Annotated in this window: 16 protein-coding genes; 3 read left to right on the top strand and 13 right to left on the bottom strand. The window is 45.7% G+C overall.

Features of this window, described 5'->3' with window-relative positions; genetic code table 11:
* The first annotated feature begins 10 nt into the window (after positions 1-10).
* A complete protein-coding gene (pfaD, locus tag FLM53_RS12435) occupies positions 11-1648 on the top strand; it encodes an eicosapentaenoate synthase subunit PfaD (RefSeq protein WP_176681780.1) in 1638 nt (545 codons plus the stop codon).
* Between the two features lie 101 nt (positions 1649-1749).
* Here the strand turns inward: pfaD and hflX are convergent, their stop codons facing one another.
* The 10 genes from hflX to prmB form a co-directional block, all read right to left on the bottom strand.
* On the bottom strand, positions 1750-3117 hold the full coding sequence (hflX, locus tag FLM53_RS12430; protein WP_017071725.1) for a GTPase HflX: 1368 nt from the start codon (positions 3115-3117) through the stop codon (positions 1750-1752).
* Positions 3118-3386: 269 nt separating this feature from the next.
* A complete protein-coding gene (locus FLM53_RS12425; protein ID WP_176681781.1) occupies positions 3387-4499 on the bottom strand; it encodes an ABC transporter ATP-binding protein in 1113 nt (370 codons plus the stop codon).
* Positions 4500-4505: 6 nt separating this feature from the next.
* Complete coding sequence (locus FLM53_RS12420; RefSeq protein ID WP_048661487.1) at positions 4506-5363, bottom strand: carbohydrate ABC transporter permease; 858 nt, start codon at positions 5361-5363, stop codon at positions 4506-4508.
* Positions 5360-6298 (bottom strand): carbohydrate ABC transporter permease, encoded by a 939-nt coding sequence (locus FLM53_RS12415; protein ID WP_017060634.1) that lies wholly within the window; start codon positions 6296-6298, stop codon positions 5360-5362. Before FLM53_RS12415 ends, FLM53_RS12420 begins: the two co-directional genes overlap by 4 nt.
* Before the next feature lie 144 nt (positions 6299-6442).
* Positions 6443-7690 carry an ABC transporter substrate-binding protein gene (locus tag FLM53_RS12410; RefSeq protein WP_176681782.1) on the bottom strand — a complete coding sequence of 416 codons (1248 nt, stop codon included), beginning with the start codon at positions 7688-7690 and terminating at the stop codon, positions 6443-6445.
* A 110-nt stretch (positions 7691-7800) separates the two neighbouring features.
* A complete protein-coding gene (locus tag FLM53_RS12405) occupies positions 7801-9246 on the bottom strand; it encodes an ATP-binding protein (RefSeq protein WP_176681783.1) in 1446 nt (481 codons plus the stop codon).
* A 16-nt stretch (positions 9247-9262) separates the two neighbouring features.
* On the bottom strand, positions 9263-9991 hold the full coding sequence (locus FLM53_RS12400; RefSeq protein WP_176681784.1) for a response regulator: 729 nt from the start codon (positions 9989-9991) through the stop codon (positions 9263-9265).
* 151 nt (positions 9992-10142) lie between these two features.
* Positions 10143-11600 carry a protein adenylyltransferase SelO gene (locus FLM53_RS12395; protein WP_176681785.1) on the bottom strand — a complete coding sequence of 486 codons (1458 nt, stop codon included), beginning with the start codon at positions 11598-11600 and terminating at the stop codon, positions 10143-10145.
* Between the two features lie 518 nt (positions 11601-12118).
* On the bottom strand, positions 12119-12760 hold the full coding sequence (locus FLM53_RS12390; protein ID WP_176681786.1) for a LysE family translocator: 642 nt from the start codon (positions 12758-12760) through the stop codon (positions 12119-12121).
* A gap of 226 nt (positions 12761-12986) precedes the next feature.
* Entirely contained in the window at positions 12987-13919 is a 933-nt protein-coding gene (gene prmB / locus FLM53_RS12385; protein ID WP_017633131.1) for a 50S ribosomal protein L3 N(5)-glutamine methyltransferase, read from the bottom strand.
* Positions 13920-13981: 62 nt separating this feature from the next.
* Between prmB and smrB the strand changes: the two genes are divergently transcribed.
* Positions 13982-14512 carry an endonuclease SmrB gene (gene smrB, locus FLM53_RS12380; RefSeq protein ID WP_017633130.1) on the top strand — a complete coding sequence of 177 codons (531 nt, stop codon included), beginning with the start codon at positions 13982-13984 and terminating at the stop codon, positions 14510-14512.
* Positions 14513-14619: 107 nt separating this feature from the next.
* Here the strand turns inward: smrB and sixA are convergent, their stop codons facing one another.
* On the bottom strand, positions 14620-15084 hold the full coding sequence (gene sixA, locus FLM53_RS12375; protein ID WP_176681787.1) for a phosphohistidine phosphatase SixA: 465 nt from the start codon (positions 15082-15084) through the stop codon (positions 14620-14622).
* 305 nt (positions 15085-15389) lie between these two features.
* Here sixA and FLM53_RS12370 point away from each other — a divergent pair, with 305 nt between their 5' ends.
* Entirely contained in the window at positions 15390-18167 is a 2778-nt protein-coding gene (locus FLM53_RS12370) for an insulinase family protein (RefSeq protein WP_176681788.1), read from the top strand.
* Between the two features lie 301 nt (positions 18168-18468).
* Here the strand turns inward: FLM53_RS12370 and fadJ are convergent, their stop codons facing one another.
* Together fadJ and fadI are read right to left on the bottom strand one after the other, a co-directional pair.
* Complete coding sequence (gene fadJ, locus FLM53_RS12365; RefSeq protein ID WP_176681789.1) at positions 18469-20685, bottom strand: fatty acid oxidation complex subunit alpha FadJ; 2217 nt, start codon at positions 20683-20685, stop codon at positions 18469-18471.
* On the bottom strand, positions 20685-21992 hold the full coding sequence (gene fadI / locus FLM53_RS12360; protein WP_048607862.1) for an acetyl-CoA C-acyltransferase FadI: 1308 nt from the start codon (positions 21990-21992) through the stop codon (positions 20685-20687). The genes fadJ and fadI overlap by 1 nt, the downstream gene beginning before the upstream one ends.
* Between the last annotated feature and the right edge of the window lie 487 nt (positions 21993-22479).

The following is a 22479-nucleotide window of genomic DNA, read 5'->3' as shown; positions in this document are numbered from 1 at the left end:
AGAATTTAGTATGACAACTCAAACTACAATTAATAACGAAAAGCTATCTCCGTGGCCTTGGCAGATTGAAGAGAACACAACTCACTTTGATAGCGCGGCAATGTCGACCATCTTAAAAGACTTAAGCCTTGCTTGTTACGTAGTGAACCACCCAGAAAAAGGCTTAGGCGTAAGCCAACACGCTGAAATTACATCGGGTGATTCAGCAAGTGCAGCAAATAGCCAACCTGTTAGCGCATTTGCTCCTGCACTCGGTACACAAAGCTTGGGCGACGAAGAGTTTCGTCGCTGCCATGGCGTAAAATACGCGTACTACGCAGGCGCAATGGCCAACGGCATCTCATCCGAAGAGCTTGTAATTGCGCTTGGTCAGGCTGGTATTCTTTGTTCATTTGGCGCGGCGGGCTTAATCCCGTCTCGCGTCGAGCAAGCGATCAACCGTATTCAAGCAGCTCTGCCAAATGGCCCTTACGCGTTTAACCTGATTCACAGCCCAAGTGAACCTGCACTAGAACGTGGCAGTGTAGAGCTGTTTTTGAAACACAAAGTGAAAACGGTTGAGGCTTCAGCCTTCTTAGGTTTAACACCGCAAATCGTTCACTATCGTGCTGCTGGCCTTAGCCGTGATGCAAAAGGTGAAATCCAGATCGGCAATAAAGTCATCGCAAAGGTAAGCCGCACTGAAGTCGCAAGCAAATTCATGCAGCCTGCTCCTGTGAAAATGCTGCAAGCCTTAGTTGATGAAGGTCGAATCACAGCAGAACAGATGGAGCTAGCACAGTTGGTTCCAATGGCGGATGACATTACTGCAGAAGCGGATTCTGGTGGTCACACCGATAACCGTCCGCTAGTAACACTGCTACCAACGATTCTTGCGCTGAAAGAACAGATCCAAGCTCAGTACCAATTCAAAACACCGCTGCGTGTTGGTTGTGGTGGTGGCGTAGGCACGCCTGACGCTGCTCTAGCAACGTTTAACATGGGTGCGGCATACATTGTTACGGGTTCTATCAACCAAGCGTGTGTTGAAGCTGGCGCGAGCGAACACACACGTAAGCTGCTTTCGACAACTGAAATGGCTGACGTAACTATGGCTCCGGCAGCAGACATGTTCGAAATGGGTGTGAAGCTGCAAGTGGTTAAGCGCGGTACTTTGTTCCCAATGCGTGCAAACAAGCTTTACGAAATCTACACTCGTTACGACTCAATTGAAGCGATTCCAGCTGAAGAACGCCAAAAGCTAGAGAAGCAGGTATTCCGTTCAACATTGGATGACATCTGGGCGGGCACTGTTGCGCACTTTAACGAACGTGACCCTAAACAGATCGAACGTGCTGAAGGCAATCCGAAGCGTAAAATGGCGTTGATTTTCCGCTGGTACTTGGGGCTTTCTAGCCGCTGGTCAAACACTGGCGAACAAGGTCGTGAAATGGATTACCAAGTATGGGCTGGCCCTGCACTTGGCGCATTCAACGCCTGGGCAAAAGACAGCTACTTAGATGATTACCAGCAGCGTAATGCAGTAGACCTAGCCAAGCACCTGATGCACGGTGCGGCGTACTTGGCTCGTGTTAACCTGCTAACTTCGCAAGGTATTAAACTTGACCCAGAGTTAGCACGCTGGAAGCCAACTCAAAGAATGGCGTAAATGGGCTGTTTGACGAGTAACTAATTACTCAGCGACACGAAACAAAAAAGCGACCTTATCGGGTCGCTTTTCTTTTGGTTGTTTTTAGGCTAGCTAAAAGCTTAAGACTTCTGCATACGCTTTTTCAAGCGCGCTAAGTCAATTGCACTTGAACGTACAGTAAGCTTAATACATTCGTAGTCGTACTCTTCCTTCACAACACTCATGTTTGAGCGAATCTCACCGATGATGCCCTGCCCTGAATAAGGAATCGTGATCTCTTCTTCGATCATGCCTTGTTCAGCCACACCCACAATGTACTTGTGCAGTTTGGTGATATCGAGCGGGTCACGAGTTGAGGTCAGCATGGCATCTGGAAATTCTTCAATCAGCTCTAACTGTTCTTCTTCGCTCAATCTATCGCACTTGTTCAGTACCAATAGTTTTTCGCTGCCTTCAACACCTACTTGCGCTAATACTTCGTGTACCACGTCAAGCTGTGCACGGAATGAAACGTCAGAAGCATCAACCACATAAAGCAGTAACGAAGCATCGTGCGCTTCTGCTAGCGTTGAGTGGAATGAAGCAACCAGATCGTGTGGCAGTTTCTTGATGAAACCCACCGTATCCGACACTAAGATACGCGGCTGAGTAATTGGTTGAAGCGCACGAACCGTGGTATCTAAGGTCGCGAAAAGCTTATCTTCACCGCTCACTTCTGTTGCAGTCATAGCGCGCATCATCGAAGATTTACCCGCATTGGTGTAGCCAACTAGAGCAACAGTGAAAAGTTCCGAACGCTGAGTGCGTCGGTTTTTCATTTCGTCTTGCACGCTAACCAGCTCACGCTTAAGTGCAGCAATTTGGTCACGTACTTTACGGCGGTCTAGCTCTAGCGAAGTTTCACCAGCACCCTGACCCATTTGACGCTCTTTATCACCGTCGGCTGTTTCACGCAGTCGAGGCACTAGGTAGTTTAGGCGAGCGATTTCAACTTGCAGGCGTGCAGTACGAGTACGAGCATGGCGGCTGAAGATTTCAATGATGATACCAGTACGGTCAAACACCTCGACACCCAAATGCGCTTCTACATTACGCAGTTGAGATGGGCTCAAATCACAGTCGAATACCACTACGTCAGCAGTACCAAATTCCACGTCTTCAGATGGAAGATCATCAAAATCTAACTCATCGATACCAGCGCGAAAATCAAATGATTCATCGATAAAATCTTCGTCTTCGGCTTCTTCAATCGAACCTTGGTAACCAGTTAGGTGTGCAATTTCTGCAAGCTTACCTGCGCCCAACACGTTTTGTCGTTGTGTTGAACTGTGGTGCTGTGATTGTGTACCGACCACTTTAAACCCTAGGGTTGTTACTAAGCGAGCAAGTTCGGCAAGAGACTCTTTTGCTTCGTCACCTTTGAAGTCCGGTGTCGTAATAGAAATAAGTAAAGCGTTACTAGCTGAGGGTTTTGCTGTTAGTTTCATGTATTCTTCTGTTTATGCACTAATGTGCAACCTAGTATTTGGTCTAAAGTAGCGCGATCCTACGCTGTTCTCGGTCAGCTTTATAGAGCTAACGGAGGCTAATTAGCGATATTATTGCAGTTAATCCATTTATCTCGTTTATCCCTCTGTTTTCGTGAGGAAATAAAACAGACTAAAACAACAAAAAGACAGCATCACGTTACTTATTAGTAATTAGTGATACTGCCTTTGCTTAAGCTTAGACTTTAATTTATCGGCTGACTCAAAAACTAGAAATCAATTCTCGCTTCAGTCTGAGCATCAAAGAATACCGCTTTCGACAGGTCGAAATGTAGCGGTGCCATCTGCCCTACCGACACCTCGAACTCTGGTGATAAACGACACGCCACTTCTTGGTCATTTACCTTCACCATCGCAATCGTATCTGGCCCTGTCGGTTCCAATACTTCCAGCTGTAAATCTAGCTTGGTCGTTGCCGACACATCTTCACTCTCCTGCTCGGTGATGTGTTCAGGGCGCAGGCCAATCACCACTTCTTTCCCATCTTGCTCACGCATGCTTTGTGGCAAGCGAATGTGGTGTTCTTGTTCAGCTGTACCCGTTACTTTGATGATCGGATTCTGCTCATCATCCAAATCCACCATCGTCTTAATGAAGTTCATTGATGGCGAACCCATAAAGCCCGCGACAAACATATTGTTTGGTTTGGTGTAGATTTCTTGCGGCGTACCGAGTTGCTGCAGTTCACCATCTTTCATTACTGCGATGCGATCAGCCAAAGTCATCGCCTCAATCTGATCATGAGTTACATAAACGATCGTGGTATTCAGCTTTTGGTGCAGACGTTTAATCTGATGACGCATTTCCACACGCAGCTTGGCATCCAAGTTAGAAAGCGGCTCATCGAACAAATACAGTTTAGGACGACGCGCCAGAGCACGCCCCATCGCGACACGTTGACGCTGACCACCAGAAAGTTGTGACGGTTTACGATCCAGTAACTGTTCGATTTGTAACATTTCAGCGACTCGATTGACTTCTGCATCGATTTCGTCTTGTGGCATCTTACGAATCTTCAAACCGAAGGCGATATTGTCGCGTACCGTCATATTTGGGTATAGCGCGTATGATTGGAATACCATCGCGATGTCGCGATCTTTGGGTTCAACCTGAGCCACGTCAACACCATCAATCACAATCTCACCCGAGCTAATATTCTCTAGCCCAGCAATGGTGTTCATTAGGGTGGATTTTCCACACCCCGAAGGGCCGACAAGTATCAGAAATTCCCCCGAATCGATACTGATGTCGATGCCCTTTAACGTTTCGTTGTCCGCGTTGCGATAGGTTTTACGGATCTGTTTTAAATCTAATGTTGCCATGGGTAATTATCCTTTTACTGATCCTGCCGTTAGGCCACGAACAAAATATTTTCCTGCGAAGACATACACCAACAGCGTTGGCAGTGCGGCGATGATCGCGGCAGCCATGTCGACGTTGTATTCTTTAACGCCCGTGCTGGTGTTGACTAAGTTGTTTAATGCCACAGTGATGGGTTGAGTCTCTGAGCCTGAATACACCACCCCGAACAAGAAATCGTTCCAGATTGCAGTGAACTGCCAGATCACCGTCACCATGATGATGGGTGTAGAGATCGGTAATAAGATCTTGAAGAAAATGGTAAAGAAGCCTGCACCATCCAGTTTTGCCGCTTTAATCAATTCATCAGGAATCGAAATGTAGAAGTTACGGAAAAACAGAGTCGTAAACGCCATGCCGTAGATAACATGCACAATCACCAAACCAATCGTCGTGTTTGCTAAACCCATCTTGCCGAGCATAGTAGCCATTGGTAGCAGCACAACTTGGAATGGGATAAAGCAACCAAACAGCAGCAGACTAAAGAACAGGTTTGATCCTCGGAACTGCCACTTAGTGACCACGTAGCCATTGAATGCACCGAGCAATGTTGAAATCGCAACCGCAGGTATCACCATTTGGAATGAGTTCCAAAAGTAGCCTTTGATGCCTTCACACTTAACGCCAGTACACGCGGTGTCCCACGCTTTATACCAAGCATCAAACACCCACTCTTTCGGTAAGCTCATCAAGTTACCTGCCTTAATGTCTGGCAGGGTTTTGAATGAGGTCAGTACCATTACGAACAGTGGCATTAAGTAAACTAAGCAGAAGAAAAGCAGTGCTGAATAGATAAACATTCGAGCAAAATTGATGTTGTTCATCATGACTTTTTCTCCCTAAGTTCAGAGTAAAGGTAAGGCACGAGAATCGCTAAAATACCCGCAAGCATCATCATGGCACTGGCAGCACCAAGGCCGATTTGTCCGCGTGTAAACGAGTGTGCGTACATGAATAGCGCAGGAAGATCCGATGAATAACCTGGGCCGCCCGCTGTCATTGCCGTCACAAGGTCGAAACTCTTAATCGCAATGTGTGAGGTGATGATCACCGCGCTGAAAACCACAGGGCGCAAGCAAGGCAGAATAATTTTGAGATAAATGGTGGGTAAACTTGCCCCATCAATTTGAGCGGCTTTGATGATCGAAGAATCGATGCCACGAAGACCAGCTAAGAACATCGCCATCACGAAGCCTGAAGACTGCCAAAGCGCCGCAATCACTAAGGTGTAGACCGACATTTCAGAGTCGACTAACCAATCAAATTTGAAGTCGGTGAAGCCCCAATCTTGCATCAATTTTTCAATACCAAGCCCCGGATTCAGAATCCATTTCCAAGCCGTACCCGTCACGATGAATGACAAGGCCATTGGGTATAAATAGATGGTACGAATCGCGCCTTCTTGGCGGATGTTTTGGTCAAGCAATACCGCCAAACCCACACCTAACAAGATAGCAATCGCCATGAACAGAAAACCAAACACACCAAGGTTGGTGATTGAGGTTATCCAGCGATCGTTGTCCATCAGCTTTTCATATTGAGCCAAACCGACAAAGTTGAAGCTCGGCAAAAATCGAGAATTCGTGAACGACAGCGCCGCCGTCCAGAATATATAGCCGTAGATACACACCACGGTCACTAACGCGGTCGGCGCCAGCACAATCTTGGGTAACCAATGTTGCAACCTGTCAGCAAAGCTAGGCTTGGGCGCAGGCTGGCTCCTTGTGGGTTTTGGAGTCGACTCAGTCAAAACATGCTCCATAACTTATCCTTGTTGCACAATCGAGCCGATGGCTTGCCTCTCGGCACCACATCAGCATCACGCATATTAGAATTGGGAATGAAGAGCAGATAGGCTCCCTACGAGCCTACCCACCCTGGGGGTTTGGTGTTAAACCAAGTGAGATTAGATAGCTGCCTTCACTGCTTTCGCTAACTTAGCTGCCGCTTCTTTTGGATCGGCATCTTTCTCATTGAAGAAGTTAGTCACAACGTCATAGATAGCGCCTTGAGCGTAGCTTGTCGTCGCTAGGCCGTGAGCCATACTCGGAACTAGATCGCCAGATTCCGCACTCGCTTTGAAGGTTGCCATTGAATCCAACGCACATTGGTCGAACTTAGACATATCCATATCGAGACGTACAGGGATAGAACCTTTGTTCAGGTTGAAGACTTCTTGGAAATCTTTGGTAAGAATGGTTTTCGCTAGATCTTGCTGCGCTTTTTGGTTCTCTTTGTCACTTAACTCAAAGAACGCAAAGCTATCGATGTTGAAGGTAAATTGGCCGTCAGTACCCGGAGCTGGTGCACAGATGTAGTCTTTACCCGGCACTTTGCCTGCTGCAGTAAACTCACCTTTCGCCCAGTCACCCATGATTTGCATCGCGGCTTCGCCATTGATAACCATAGAGGTTGCGACGTTCCAATCACGACCTGGCGAGTTGCTGTCGATGTAGTCGCGCATCTTTTTAAATTTGGTGAACACTTCCACCATTTTGTCGCCAGATAACACGTCCATATCAAGATCAACGAACGCTTTGTTATAGTCTTCACTGCCTAGTACATCAAGTGCTACCGCTTCGAAGACTGTCGCGTCTTGCCAAGGTTGACCACCGTGAGCCAGAGGAATAAAACCAGCCGCTTTGATCTTGTCTGCCGCCACAAAGAATTCGTCTAATGTGGTTGGAACCGTCACACCTGATTTTTCTAAAACAACAGGGTTAGCCCAAAGCCAGTTAACACGGTGAACGTTGACAGGAACTGCCACATATTCGCCATCCCACTTCATCACTTTAGTGACAACTTCTGGCAGTAGTTCATCCCACTGTTCTTGTTTCGCGGTTGCATCGAGAGACGTTAGAAAACCTAAACCACCCCACTCTTGAATATCATGACCTTTGATCTGCGCTGCAGACGGTGGGTTGCCTGATACTGCTCGCGTTTTCAAAACGGTCATCGCACTTTCACCGCCGCCACCAGCCACTGCAAAGTCTTTCCATGTATGGCCTTGTTCTTCAATCATCTCTTTCAGTACCGCAGCAGATTTCGCTTCGCCACCGGCAGTCCACCAGTGAAGCACTTCCACTTCACCAGCTTGAGAAAATGTTGAGGCAGTAAGAAGAGATAGAGTAAGTAGGGTTTTATTGATTTTCATTATTATCTTCCATGTTTAGCGGACTCGACGTCCGGTTCAATAAAGAGTCTACTTATTTTGATTTTTAGGATTGAAACAAAAGGTAAGCCCAATGTAACACAATTGTTACATTACACTTCTAGGCCTCTTGGTATATAGACTTTGGCTTCTAGGCCGCCTTGAGGGGAGTTACGAATAATGAGATCTCCGCCGTGTCCGTGCAGGATATTTCGGCAGATCCCGAGCCCTAAACCGTGTCCTTGGTCGTCGGTCGCAAGCCTGAAGTAAGGTTCAAACACTAGTTCAAGTTTATCTTCAGGAATACCCTTGCCGTGGTCTTGAATCGTCACGATAACCCACACCGAATCACTGCTGATATCGACCTCAGCTGATGTGCCGTATTTCACCGCGTTATCGATAAGGTTGGTGAGCACACGTTTAATCGCTAGTGGTTTGGCAACTAACGGTTCAACCACTATGGGTTCAAACTCAACCAAGGTTTGATGTTGGTTGTGCAGTTCAATTACAGAAAGCATCATCTCGTTGAGATCGATAATGGCGTTGTTTTCATGAAGGTCAGTATCTCTTACCGCTTGTAATGCGCCCTTCACCATCATCTCAAGCTCATCAAGATCCTTGTTGAACTTGTCTTTCTTGACCTCATTTTCCAATAGCTCAGCTCGAAGCCTTAAACGGGTAATTGGCGTCTTCAAGTCATGAGAGATAGCAGAAAAAAGGTGTTCTCGGTCGGCCACATAACGACGAATACGTTGCTGCATTCGATTAAAAGCCCGAGTCGCTGTGACCAGTTCAGTTGCTCCCTCTTCGTTAAGTGGCGGCTGCTGGATATCCATACTCATTTCATTGGCCGCTCTTGCTAGTTTTTTGAGCGGGCGCACTTGGCGACGAATCATTAAGTACGTCAACACCAGCAGAATCAGCGTCGAAGATAGCAAGAAGATCACCTGTTCACGACCAAGAATAGTGTCATCCAGTTTTACGTAAGGTGCAGGCAACAGCGCGGCAATGTAGACCCATTCATGACTGGCTAATTCAATCTGCACAACCAGAATGGGAGGATTGAGAGGCTCTAAGGTTAATGTGTGATGTGCCCACGATCGAGGGAGATCGCTCAAGTAGATGTCGTTTTTAAGTAATCGAAGGTGCTCTGGGCGAGAGAAGTCAACGCGCACCGATTCCACCTTATTGAGCTTGTTGCTCAGCACGCTTTCTATTGCTTCTATCGAGGCAGTTTTTAAACGAGTATCGGGAATGGGCTCAACAATCAGCGCCTCTTTATTGAAAGAGACGAAAAAACGCGTCCCACCCATATTTCGAATTTGGTCTAACACGATATGGCGATATTTGACGGGCAGAGACTGGAAGAAAGTCACCGTTGAAGCAAACATGTTCGCCATGCTCGATGAAGCCGAACGAATGCCTTCCAGTTCTTTGTGTTTGGATTCGCTGTACCAAATAGAGGTTGCGATACCCTGAGCAATGACCACTGCTAGCAAGGTCAATAACAAGGTTCGAGCAACCAAGGAGTTTGGCTTTAAACTTCTCAACCACCTCATAAGCAGTTCTTCTTAATCAATGTTCATACTGAACAGGCACAGCCAGAATGTAGCCGTTACCGCGCATGGTTTTGATGTAGTGAGGATATTTACCACTGTCGCCCAATCGGCTTCTCAAGCGACTAAGCTGCACATCAATGCCACGCTCAAAAGGCAGCGCTTCACGGCCTCTAGTGGCGAAAGAGATGGTATCTCGGTCTAACACTTCATTAGGACGAGTAAGGAACAACATTAACAATGAGAAATCACTGCCCGACAAGTCCATCTCTTCTGAGCTTTCATTATGGGAAATTCGATGCGCTAACGTATCGAGCGTCCAATCACCAAAGATGATCTGCTTAGGCAATGCATCGTTGGGTTTGTCATCGACGACTTGAACGCGGCGTAGCAGAGCTTTGATACGCGCCATTAATTGGCGAGGGCTAAACGGCTTGGCGATGTAGTCATCAGCACCAATTTCTAAGCCGATGATCTGGTCGGTTTCATCCGATACCGCAGTCAGCATGATGATAGGCACATTCGATTGTTTGCGGACGCGCTGACACAAGGTAAAACCGTCGTCACCGGGTAGCATCACATCAAGAAGAATCAGGTCAGGGTAACCTTGGCTTTGCAGGTAAGTTTCGAGTTCAACACCATCTCCAACAGAGGAGACATCGAAACCCGATTTCGTGAGGTACTCTTCCAGCAGTTCGCGGATTTCTTGATCATCATCCACCACGAGAATTCGAGTATTTGTTGGCATCGCCCAAACCTATTAAATTTACAACTTATTCACATAGTCTATAGGCAGGTTGAGCGTTTGATTATTGATATGTTTGTAAAATTAGAAGAACAAACAGACAGAGATCACAACTAAGTGACCTCTATCCACTCGTTTGATTAAGCGAATCGATTTACGACGAGCAGCTGATCTCCATCGCTTTACCCCACTCTGGTGGTAACGCGGCAAGATGTTCGTAGTCAGGGTGTTCCGCATAAGGATCGGCCAACACCACCATTAATGCGTCAATATCACTGCTATCACCACGCTCGGCTTTATCTATCGCCAGCTGTGCGAGGTAGTTTCTGAGGATGTATTTAGGGTTTACCTGTCTCATCTTTTCGCAGCGCTCTACTACTGAGCTATCTTCAAGTTCACAACGTTGCAAATAGTTATCCAGCCATAGCTTTGCGGCCTCGCGATCGATAACTAAATCAATGACTTCCTGCGCAGGCAAAGTGTCTAGGTTCGACAGCGTTCTAAAGAACCTTGGATAATCGACTTTGTTTTGCGACATCAACTCGAACATAGATTCAAACAAGCGGCTGTCACCTTCATGTTTAGAAAGTAGCCCTAACTTACGGCGCATCAACTGGCTGAAATAACCGTTCATTTGTGGCTCGTATTGTTCTAACGCAGCTTCTAAATCAGTTTTCTCCACCAGCGGAGACAGAGAGTGAGCCAGAGCTGACAGGTTCCACAATCCAATTCTAGGTTGTTGATTAAAGGCATAACGACCTTGATAGTCGGAGTGATTGCAGATAAATCTCGGGTCATACTCATCTAGGAATGCGAACGGCCCATAGTCAAACGTCTGTCCAATAATCGACATGTTATCGGTATTCATCACCCCATGAGCAAAGCCATTTGCTTGCCACAACGCAATCATTTCCGCGGTACGGTCAACAATCTGATTAAACATAGCAGCGTAGGGCTTGTCTTCATCAAGGCATTCAGGGAAGTGCCACTCGATGACTTTATCAGCCAACAATTTATGCTCGGCCAACTGATTGGTATAAAACAGATGTTCAAAGTGACCGAAACGAATGTGTGATTCAGCAGCACGCACCAACAGTGCGCCCCACTCTTGCTTCTCTCGATAAACTGGCGTGTCACTGGTCATCATAGCCAGCGCACGTGTGGTTGGGATATTAAGCCCAGCCATCGCTTCACTACATAAATACTCACGAACCGTCGAACGAATCACGGCGCGCCCATCCCCCATGCGAGAATACGGTGTTTTACCTGCACCTTTTAGGTGTAAATCGAACGTTTCACCACTTTTAGCGACAACCTGTGCTAATAGCAAACCTCTGCCATCACCTAAATCGGGGTTATAAGAACCAAATTGATGGCCTGCATATTTCATTGCTACAGGTAAAAATTGCTCTGGTTCAACGTTGCCCGATAAAGTTTCAAGCAACTCCTCAGAGGCGTCCTCAAATGACGGAAAGCCAAGTTCACTCGCAAGGTTTTGGTTCCATGCAAGCCATTGGACATTATTTAAAGGGGTAGGTTGAATTGGGGTATAGAACAGTCGAGGTAACGTCGTAAATCGATTGTTAAATGAAATTGAATCCCAGACAGACATGAGAGATACACTGTAGGTAATAGATAACTTAAGATTATCACAGTTTGATAACAACTTCAGATCAGGTTAACAATGAGACTATTTGAAGAAATGGGGTAATCGACCAAAACGATTATTTTAAGGAAATGGTTACTAAGAGAAAGGTACAGCGAAGAAAAGGTTAAGTGGCTAGCCTGATGAGAAAAGCCACGTTTATGAGATAAAGAGTTCTGACTTTGAAGACTTTTTAACAAGTGATTTCATAATAAAAACTGAAAATATAGAGCCATTAAGCTGACTACATTAGAGCAAGAATACCCACTAGAGAAAGGGTAGAGAAAATCCAAGTGCGGCTGATAACGCCAAAGTTACTGTGTTGAATCATTTCTTGATGCTGCATATGTCTCTCCTTGAGAACGTGATGGTGTAACTACAATATATCGGCTTTTCACCAAAAGCGGCAAGCACATTAATATTAACCTTTTATGACAGCATTAAGAATTTTCTGTAACTATTCAGCCCTCTGATAAATCAAAAACTTATGCTCGGCTTGTCGTCGAAAGCAGCGCGCCAGCACCAATAAACACGCCACCTGTAACACGATTGAAAACCTTAGCTCTGCCTTTCGCAAACAGCCAATTTGACGACTTCGCACCTAAATACGCGTAAACCAATAGCCAAGACAACTCCATCACAGCAAAGGTTAAAGCAAACACCGTAAACTGGGGAAGCAGAGCGAGTGACGGGTCGATAAACTGAGGGAAAAGTGCGGTAAAAAATAGAATCGCTTTCGGGTTACTCGCGCCAACAATAAAACCACTTAAGTAGTGTTGCACCGCGCTTTCTTTAACAAGCTTAGAATCAGTTTGTTGACTGGATAGATTGTCGTAGTCTTGCTGATTAGAACGTAAAGACTTCCAGCCAAGATAGATAAGATACGCAGCGCCAGTCCATTTTATGACATTAAACACCACTTCTGATGAAGCAATGATCACCCCTAAACCGGTGAACGATAACGTTAAGATTCCGGTGATCGCCGTTAGGCTGCCCAGTGCAGTAAATATTGATAATTTAAAACCCGATTGCACACCTTTGGTCATGCACAATAAAGAACTTGGGCCCGGCGATGCCGTTAAAATCAGTACTGCCAACAAATAATAAATCCATGTATCAAAGCTCATCGCGAATTCTCCTTAACTCACTAAAACGGCTAAACATCAACCACCAATATGTAATAGCTATTCATATTAGGCAACTAAATATTGAACATTATTTATTCTGTATTGATGCCTTAACCCTAAAACTAAGGCAATAAAAAACGCCATGCATTGCTGCATGGCGTTTAAATTAAAACGTATCAAATAGAACGTCTTACCAAGTACTAAGCTAAAAACTAGCCGTCATCACCTAGTCTTTGTAGATAGAGAACTCGTCAGCGCAAGCTACTAGCTGCTCGCGAGTGATCATGAATACACCATGACCACCATTCGAGAATTCAATCCAAGTGAATGGAATCTCAGGGTACTGATCCATCATATGAACCATCGAGTTACCTACTTCACAGATCAGAATACCGTCATCAGTTAGGTAGTCTGGTGCGTTAGCTAGGATACGGCGAACCAATTTCAGACCGTCAGTACCTGCTGCTAGGCCAAGTTCTGGCTCATGAGTAAATTCATCTGGCAGGCTGTTCATATCTTCTTCGTCCACGTAAGGCGGGTTAGATACGATCAGGTTGTATTTCTCTTTCGGCAGATCACGGAAAAGATCTGAACGGATTGGGAACACTTGTTGCTCCATGCCGTGATCTTGAACGTTCTGCTCAGCAACTTGAAGTGCGTCAGTAGAGATATCAATCGCGTCTACTTCAGCATCTGGGAATGCGTGCGCGCAAGCGATAGCAATACAACCACTGCCCGTACACATATCCATGATGCGAACTGGCTCTTCAGTTAACCAAGGTTGGAATTGAGCTTCGATCAGCTCACCAATTGGAGAACGAGGCACAAGAACGCGCTCATCAACGAAGAACTCAAGGCCACAGAACCAAGCTTTGTTCGTCAGGTAAGCCGTTGGTGTACGATCATTAATACGCTTGATCACACGCTCAACAATACGCAGACGTTCGCTGCTCGTTAGACGAGAGTTCATTACATGCGAAGGAACATCAATCGGCAGATAAAGAGTAGGTAAGATAAGTTGTACTGCCTCATCCCACGCGTTATCAGTGCCGTGACCATAAAATAGGCCAGCTGCGTTAAAGCGGCTAACAGTCCAACGAATCACATCTTGAAGCGTGTGTAGTTCTGATACCGCTTCTTCTACAAAAATCTTATCCAAAATTGTCTCCGAAAAGCGCTACAATACTGCTAATTACGTTTCTAATTAGAATTCATAACCTGATGAGCAAAAAAGACACCGACTTCGATGACGATTTCGCCCTATTCAACGATGCAGTAAAGGGCGTTAAAAAGTTGCAACAGGATACCATAGTCCAGCAGCCAAAAAGAAATGCCAAGCAAAAAGAAATTACTCGAACGGCAAGACAAGCGAGTGATAGCGAGTTTTATTTCTCGGATGAGTTCATTCCGCACCTTAGCGAAGACGGCCCAACACGTTATGCGCGTGATGATGTCTCTAAATACGAGGTGAAGCGCCTGCGTCGTGGTGTCTACGTACCAGACGTGTATCTCGATATGCATGGTATGACTCAGCAAGAAGCTAAACGTGAGCTTGGAGCAATGATTGCGCACTGCGTAAAAGAGAGCGTGGCGTGTGCCTGCGTTCAACACGGCATTGGCAAACACATCCTTAAGCAGAAGGTGCCTTTGTGGTTAGCACAGCACCCAGACGTGATGGCTTTTCACCAAGCGCCATTAGAATTTGGCGGTAATGGTGCGTTGCTGGTACTACTTTCGATTCCTGAGAAGTAATGCTGGTTTGCGAATCGCTCCATCACCAAAAACAAAAAGGGCATCTCAAATCATTGAGATGCCCTTTTCACTTTAGTCTTCCAATTAAAAGGTTGTCTTCACCTTCACTATGGATTGATGTTCCAAAGTAACTCACCTTTTTGTGTTTCAAGGTTAAAGTCGATGCATGCTAGGCCTGACGTTGGAAACATCGGCGGAGCCATACCAGTTGCAAATTCTGCTGTTAGGTAGCCCACTAGAGGTAAATGAGAAACAAATAAGATGGTCTCTAGTTTTTCTACTTCAGCCATTGCCAAGGTCAAATCAAACACATCGTCGGACATTCCATAAGGCGTAATATCATCACAGGTTTCTACTTTCGTTCCAGAAAACGCCTGAGAGATCTCTAACCACGTTTCTTGTGCCCTTAAATATGGGCTCACCAGCACTTTATCGAATTGACTAATCCCCTGCTCATTTACAGCTTGTGCCACTGCAAGAGAAGCCATTTTCCCGCGCTTGGTCAACGCTCGTTCTGCATCCGAATCCGCAAAATGTTCTGCTTCACCGTGGCGCATAATGAATATTTTCATGTTCAATCCTGTCTTCGTAACATATCGAAAGTCGATATATCCCATATATCAGCGAAACGCTACTTAGGTTTGGCTCTCAATCCAGAGAAACCGCAGTCAATATAAATAATTATATCAAGTCACTTGCCAAAGAGTTCGACTTTCTTAACAATCTTGTTAAAAGAAAATAAATTACTGATAAAAATCGATAAAAGTGATTTAGAAATCGCCAAAAAGCACTTCATATCCCAAAATATGATTACAAGGTTTGCACGCCGAATCATCGGGTACATAATTTAAAAACCACCTTCTCTGGAGATGCTCCTGTGCACTTAAGCCCAAATGATGAACATCAATACCGTTACATAACCTTAAATAACGGGTTACGCGTACTGTTAGTTCAGGACCAAAATGCTCAAAAAGCAGCAGCCGCATTAGCCGTTAATGTGGGGCACTTTGATGACCCTACAGACCGAGAGGGTTTAGCTCACTACTTAGAGCATATGCTATTTTTGGGAACTGAAAAGTATCCAAAGGTCGGAGAGTTCCAAAGTTTTATCAGCCAACATGGCGGTAGCAACAATGCTTGGACGGGAACAGAGCACACCTGCTTCTTTTTTGATGTTGAATTGAATGCGTTTGAAACCGCACTCGATCGCTTCAGCCAATTTTTCACGGCTCCCCTGTTCAACGAAGAAGCATTAGATAAAGAACGCCAAGCCGTTGATTCAGAATATAAGATGAAACTCAACGACGATTCGCGACGCTTGTACCAAGTTACCAAAGAACTGGTGAACCACAATCACCCATTCTCGAAGTTTTCTGTCGGTAATATCGATACGTTGGGCGACAGAAATGGCGAGACGATTCGACAAGAGATCCTATCATTCCACCAGCAACAATATTCTGCAGACCTAATGACACTGACGCTGTCTGGCAATCAATCCTTAGATGAAATGCAAGGCTGGGTTGAGGATCGTTTTAGCTCGATTACCAATCACAACCTACAAGGCAAAAAGGTTGAGGTATCGATTGTTGGCGAGTTGAGCACAGGCGTTCAAGTGCACGTTGAGCCAATTAAAGAAGTGCGTAAACTCATCTTGACCTTCCCGATGCCAAGCATGGACGAGCACTATGGCGTTAAGCCTCTGTCGTTCTTCGCACACCTTTTAGGTTACGAAGGCGAAGGCAGTTTGATGATGCAGTTGAAAGAGAAAGGTTGGATTACTTCTCTCTCAGCAGGTGGCGGCGCAAGTGGCAGCAACTATCGTGATTTCACAGTCAGTTGTTCATTGACCATCGAAGGTTTAACCAAAACCGATAACATCATCCAAGCGGTATTCCAGTACATCAAGTTGATTGAACAACAAGGTATTGAAGAGTGGCGTTACCTAGAAAAGCGTGCCGTTTTGGAGTCCGCTTTCCGTTTCCAAGAACCAGCAAGACCACTTGATGTCGTTAGCCATTTGGTGATCAACATGCAGCACTACCAAGAACAAGACGTAGTGTATGGCGATTACAAAATGTCGCATTTCGATGACGAATTACAGCGCTCTTTGCTTCCCTACTTAACCGTCGACAACATGCGCGCAACAATTGTTGCCCAAGGCTTCGAGTATGACAGAGAAGCAAAATGGTACTTTACGCCCTACTCTGTGACACCTTTTAGCTCAGAGCAAACCCAATGCTTTATGTGCATCAACCCCGGTTGGCAGTTCGAGCTTCCAAGCAAAAACCCTTTTATTTGCTATGACTTAGATCCGGCAGAACTCGAAGGCGACGCTAAACACCCACAACTCTTAGAAGAGTTGGACGGATTTAAGCTGTGGCACCTGCAAGACCACCAATTTCGAGTACCGAAAGGTGTGGTGTATATCGCTATTGATAGCCCGCACTCGGTCGCTAGCCCTAGGAACATCGTCAAAACACGCTTATGTGTAGAGATGTTCTTAGATTCTCTGGAGAAAGATACCTATCAGGCTGAAATTGCTGGTATGGGTTACAACATGTATACCCATCAAGGTGGTGTCACGCTGACTCTGTCTGGATTCAGCGAAAAGCAGCCACAACTACTCAATATGATTCTTGAACGCTTTCAAGCACGCGACTTTAGTCCAACACGCTTCGAAACAATTAAGCATCAATTGCTAAGAAACTGGAATAACGCGTCACAAGATCGTCCTATTTCGCAGCTATTTAATGCAATGACAGGGATCTTACAGCCTAACAATCCTCCTTATGCGGTATTGATTGAAGCACTAGAGACAATTGAAGTCGATGAGTTATCTTCATTCGTTCAATCTATTTTGGCTGAACTTCATGTTGAGATGTTTGTATATGGCGACTGGAAAAAAGCTGATGCTCATAAGATGGCTGAAACGCTAAAGGATGCCCTACGCGTTCAAGATCAAGTTTATGAAGAGTCACTGCGACCGTTAATTATGCTGGGTGAAAACGGCAGCTTCCAACGTGAAGTCGTCTGTAATCAAGATGATTCGGCGATCGTGGTTTATTACCAATGTCCTGATATTTCACCTCAAAATATCGCGCTGTACTCACTCGCTAACCACTTAATGTCGGCCACTTTCTTCCATGAGATTCGCACTAAACAACAACTGGGCTACATGGTTGGCACTGGCAATATGCCGCTAAACCGACACCCAGGTATTGTGTTGTACGTGCAGTCTCCTAATGCCGCTCCAGTCGATTTGTTGGCTTCAATAGATGAGTTTCTCAACGCCTTTTATATGGTGTTATTGGAGCTTAATGACTACCAATGGCACAGCAGTAAGCGTGGTCTCTGGAATCAGATTTCAACTCCCGATACGACATTGCGAGGTCGTGCTCAACGCTTATGGGTTGCGATTGGCAATAAGGATATGGAATTCAATCAGAGAGAGCGTGTGCTTGAAGAGCTCAAGGGGCTCACTCGCTCTGACATGATGCGTTTTGTGGTTAGCCAACTGAAGCCACGCACGGCCAATCGCTTGATTATGCACGCTCACGGTAATGCTCATCAGGAAGAAGATAAACTGTCGGCGGGTGTGGAAATAGGCTCAATTGATGAGTTTCAACTGCGCCCGAAAGATACTGAGCTTGGCTAATAAGAGTGTTTAAAAAATCAAAAGGTTGATGTGAAAGCATCAACCTTTTTTATTGGGTGCAATATAAAAGCAGATCTCCTATTACGCTCCTTCGTCGCTTTAGGAGATGACGACAGTTTTGATTGAGATGTGTTTGACACCTGTCTTAGCAACGCAATAGCTTACTTTCTATCTCTAGAACGTCATTCCCGAGAGGGAGGAACGACCGAGTCGGGAATCTCATTCCTTTTGGATACTCCGATAAAAAATAAAGCCCGCATCAATTGCTTGATACGGGCTTAATAACTAGCGAGCTAGAGAGTTATTTATAAAAAGACTCACCCAAACCAGCTCGTGTCAGTAGGCCATCACATGGTGCAAAACGATCACCGTACTTCTTAGCGAAGTCGTTCATCATCTCAACCAATGATTTAATACCGATTTGATCCATGTAACGGAATGGACCACCTAGGAATGGAGGGAAACCGATACCGAAAATAGCACCAATATCGCCATCACGAGGGCTACGGATAATGCCATCGTCTAGACAACGAACCGCTTCGTTGAGCATTGGTAATACACAACGCATTGCGATGTCGTTATCACTTAGCTTAGGTTCAGGTTGCAGCTTAAGCAGTTTGTAAACTGACTTATCGACTTCCTTCTTCTTACCTTTGTAAGTATAGAAACCTTTACCACTCTTACGCCCTTTACGGTTGTCGTTCAGAAGAATGTCGAACACATCAGGGCCTTGGAAACGATCGCCTAATTCATTGACCAAAATCGGGATAATCTTAGCGCCGATATCAACACCCACCTCATCTAGCAAGGTAATTGGGCCAACCGGGAAACCGAAGTCCAATAACGTGCTGTCGAGCTTTTCAATCGGCTCATTTGCCAATAGCAGATGTGCTGCTTCATTCATGTACGGAGCAAGAATACGGTTTACATAGAAACCTGCCGTATCTTTAACAACAATAGGTGTTTTGCCTTGCTTCTTCGCTAATGCTACAACCGTTGAAATCGTCTCTTCTGAGGTTGTCTCATGAGGGATAACCTCAACTAGCGGCATTTTCTCTGCAGGGCTAAAGTAGTGAAGGCCGACTACATTTTCTGGTCTCTGCGCCTTCTCCGCAATCTTATGAATTGGTAATGAAGACGTATTGGTCGCGAAGATAGTCTCTGGCTTGGCATTGGCTTCGATGTCCGCAACCATTGATTGCTTAAGGTCGAGATCTTCAAATACCGCTTCAATCACCACATCGGTATGGTTAAAACTCGTAAAGTCTATACCACCAGACAGCTGAAGCATCTTACCTTCAAGGCCAGCTCGGCTCAGAATACGACGCTTACGCTGCTTATCGAACAACTTGTAGTTGTAGTTAAGCGCATTCAAGACACCATCGTTTGATACATCTTTAATACGAACCGGCACTTTCGCTTTCGCCACGCTCACATGGCTGATACCTGCGCCCATAAGACCGCCACCCAAAACACCAACGCGCTTAACCGCTTTTGGCTCTGCGTCGGCACCGTGTTCTTTCTTCATTTCAGTGGTTGCAAAGAAGATTGAGCGAAGGGCTTTTGATTCAGAAGTCATTACTAGCTCAGAAAAACGCTTCGCTTCGTACTGAAGACCTTTTTCAAAGCCGTTCTCTAGGCCATAACGAATCACATCAAGAATCGCATCCGCTGCTGGGTAGTTTCCGCGTGTTTTCTGATTAGTCTTCTTCGACGCTTGTTCAAAAATCACCTTACGGCCAAGGCCATTGCGCGAAATCAGTTTCTCTTTGGTCGAAGCTTGGCTTTTAGACGCCAGACGCTTACCTTTTTTGCTGCCCGTATTCTTTTCAACGAAGCTTTTCGCAACTTCAAGCAAAATAGTATCTGGCACACAAGCATCCACAACACCAAGCGATTTCGCTTTTTTAGCGCGCAGTTGTTTACCGGTAAGAATAAGATCGAGTGACGGTAGCAAACCAATCAAACGAGGCAGACGCTGTGTACCACCAGAGCCTGGTAGTAAGCCTAGTTGAACTTCAGGTAGACCAAGGCGCGTCTTATCTGAATCGGTACATACGCGGTAGTCACACGCTAATGCGAGCTCTAAACCGCCACCAAGACATGGGCCATGAATTGCCGCAACGACTGGGTAAGGAAGATCAGACAGCGCTTGGAACATTTCCTGACCTTGACGAGCAAGAGACTGCGCTTCATCAGCGGTTTTACACGCATCCAGCATTCGAACATCAGCGCCCGCGATAAAGTTATCTGGCTTAAGTGAGTGAACGATTAGGCCTTTAACGCGGCTTTGCTTCTCTTTTAACTGCTCAAAGATCGCTTTCATCTCTTCAGCAAAGGCGGCTTGTAGTGTATTCATTTTCTCGCCTGGTACATCGATCGCTAGCCAAGCGATATCTTGGTCGTCGATGTTAAGAGAGAATGCCGTCGCTTTCTTTTTGGTTGATTCAGTCGCAGACGTTGAATCAGGTTGAGCGACTGTTTCTTTTTCTGTTGTTGCATCAAGAGTCGTAGACATTATTCTACCTCCAAGATCATTGCTGCACCTAAACCACCAGCTGCACAAGCTGTGTTCAGTGCCAAGCCGCCACCGCGACGTTTCAGTTCACGTAACGTTTGAGTCATCATGCGCGCACCAGTCGCAGCAAACGGGTGTCCGTAAGCAATTGAGCTACCCAGTACGTTGAACTTCTCCATATCAATCTCACCGATCGCTTTATCACGGCCAAGATTCTTCTGAGCAAACTCATCACTAGCAAACATTTTCACATTCGCCAGCACTTGTGCAGCGAATGCTTCGTGCATCTCGATCAACGTCAAATCTGACAGCTCTAGACCTGTGTTCTTCAATACTTGAGAAGTCGCGTAAGTCGGGCCCATCAGCATATCTGTTTCAACACCGATTGCTGAGAACGCATAGCCACGAATATAACCAAGCACTTCTAAGCCTAGCTCTTTCGCTTTGCCTTCGCGCATCAACATAACCGCAGCGCCGCCGTCAGTAAGAGGTGTTGCATTGGCTGCCGTTACGCTACCGTATTTTCTGTCGAATGCAGGGCGCAGCTTCGCATAACCTTCAACGGTTGAATCGTGACGAATGTTGTTGTCTTCCGCGAGGTACTTTTTGTAAGGTGCCGGGAATGCCGTCATTACTTCGTCTTTGATCTTGCCTTCTTTCCATGCTTGAGAAGCCAGAGAGTGAGAACGGTGAGCAAGTGCATCTTGAGCTTCGCGAGTAATCCCGTGAGTCTTCGCCATCTGTTCAGCAGTTTGTCCCATGGATAAACCGGTCGAGTATTCAGCAACAGCTGGCGGTACTGGCATAAGGTCTTTGACTGAAAGGGTTTTAAGAATCTTCAGCTTTTGACCCATGGTCTTGGTTTTACTCAGCGCTAATAAATTTGCCGCTAACTTTTTCGAAACACCGATTGGCAATACAGAAGACGAATCCGCACCGCCCGCAATACCGACATCAATCGTGCCTGCCATAATGCTTTCAGTTACGTTGACTGCCGCTTGAAAACTGGTCGCACACGCTCGTGTCACACTGTAGGCATCGGTATTGATGTCCATACCTGTGCCCAATACGATCTCACGCGCGATGTTTGGTGCTTCTGGCATCTGAACAACTTGGCCAAAAACGACTTGTTCAATAAGCGCAGGATCGACATCAGTTCTTGCAAGCATTTCGCTCACAACCATTTTGCCTAAGTCGACCGCAGGCACTTGACTAAATTCTGTGCTCTGACGAGCGAATGGGGTTCGTAATCCAGCGACAACGGCAACACGTTCACCAGAACGCGTTTTGACTTCCTGTTTGCCCATGGTTTCTCCTTAAAGTTAAGAGGTCTGACCTGAAGCATTGTAAAGAAGTTGTTAATTAAATCAAACGAGCGTTTAAATAAACGTGATACGAGTATCTCACTGTTTGAAAATATAACTGCACATTCAGGCGAACCTTTTTGGGGGTAAGGTTGTCGTAAGAGACTAAACTATTGTAAGCAAATACTGTTATCGCTTTGTAGGGATTGGTTTTCTTGAGGCAAAAAAAAACCACACAAAGCTGTGTGGTCGGAATGTGTATAAAGCAATTAACTTGACGCCAATTGAAATAATCAGTTTCCTGATTAGGAGAAAGTAAAGTCAGCCTTCAAAAGGAAGTGTCGTCTTGCTCAACATGCTAGCCACGAATGACTAACTAGACGACAAGGTGTACTATAACGGGTTCGAGGCCTTAGATTTTGAAGTAGATCAATTTTAATGTGATTTTACGATTTCCTGCCGATCGTTAGCTCTAAAAACGAAACAGAAT

This window comes from Vibrio sp. Scap24 (assembly GCF_013394185.1).
Classification (GTDB): Bacteria; Pseudomonadota; Gammaproteobacteria; order Enterobacterales; family Vibrionaceae; genus Vibrio; species Vibrio pomeroyi.
Note: the sequence above shows the minus strand (reverse complement) of the source record. Positions and strands in the feature narration are given on the sequence as shown.

Bases quoted from the DNA above. Each gene is read 5' to 3' on its own strand.
- fadI (WP_048607862.1), bottom strand. From the start codon at position 21,992: ATGGGCAAACAGGAAGTCAAAACGCGTTCTGGTGAACGTGTTGCCGTT.
- fadJ (WP_176681789.1), bottom strand. From the start codon at position 20,685: ATGTCTACGACTCTTGATGCAACAACAGAAAAAGAAACAGTCGCTCAA.
- smrB (WP_017633130.1), top strand. From the start codon at position 13,982: ATGAGCAAAAAAGACACCGACTTCGATGACGATTTCGCCCTATTCAAC.
- FLM53_RS12390 (WP_176681786.1), bottom strand. From the start codon at position 12,760: ATGAGCTTTGATACATGGATTTATTATTTGTTGGCAGTACTGATTTTA.
- FLM53_RS12405 (WP_176681783.1), bottom strand. From the start codon at position 9,246: ATGAGGTGGTTGAGAAGTTTAAAGCCAAACTCCTTGGTTGCTCGAACC.
- sixA (WP_176681787.1), bottom strand. From the start codon at position 15,084: ATGAAAATATTCATTATGCGCCACGGTGAAGCAGAACATTTTGCGGAT.
- hflX (WP_017071725.1), bottom strand. From the start codon at position 3,117: ATGAAACTAACAGCAAAACCCTCAGCTAGTAACGCTTTACTTATTTCT.
- pfaD (WP_176681780.1), top strand. From the start codon at position 11: ATGACAACTCAAACTACAATTAATAACGAAAAGCTATCTCCGTGGCCT.
- FLM53_RS12395 (WP_176681785.1), bottom strand. From the start codon at position 11,600: ATGTCTGTCTGGGATTCAATTTCATTTAACAATCGATTTACGACGTTA.
- FLM53_RS12400 (WP_176681784.1), bottom strand. From the start codon at position 9,991: ATGCCAACAAATACTCGAATTCTCGTGGTGGATGATGATCAAGAAATC.
- FLM53_RS12420 (WP_048661487.1), bottom strand. From the start codon at position 5,363: ATGATGAACAACATCAATTTTGCTCGAATGTTTATCTATTCAGCACTG.
- FLM53_RS12425 (WP_176681781.1), bottom strand. From the start codon at position 4,499: ATGGCAACATTAGATTTAAAACAGATCCGTAAAACCTATCGCAACGCG.
- FLM53_RS12415 (WP_017060634.1), bottom strand. From the start codon at position 6,298: ATGGAGCATGTTTTGACTGAGTCGACTCCAAAACCCACAAGGAGCCAG.
- FLM53_RS12410 (WP_176681782.1), bottom strand. From the start codon at position 7,690: ATGAAAATCAATAAAACCCTACTTACTCTATCTCTTCTTACTGCCTCA.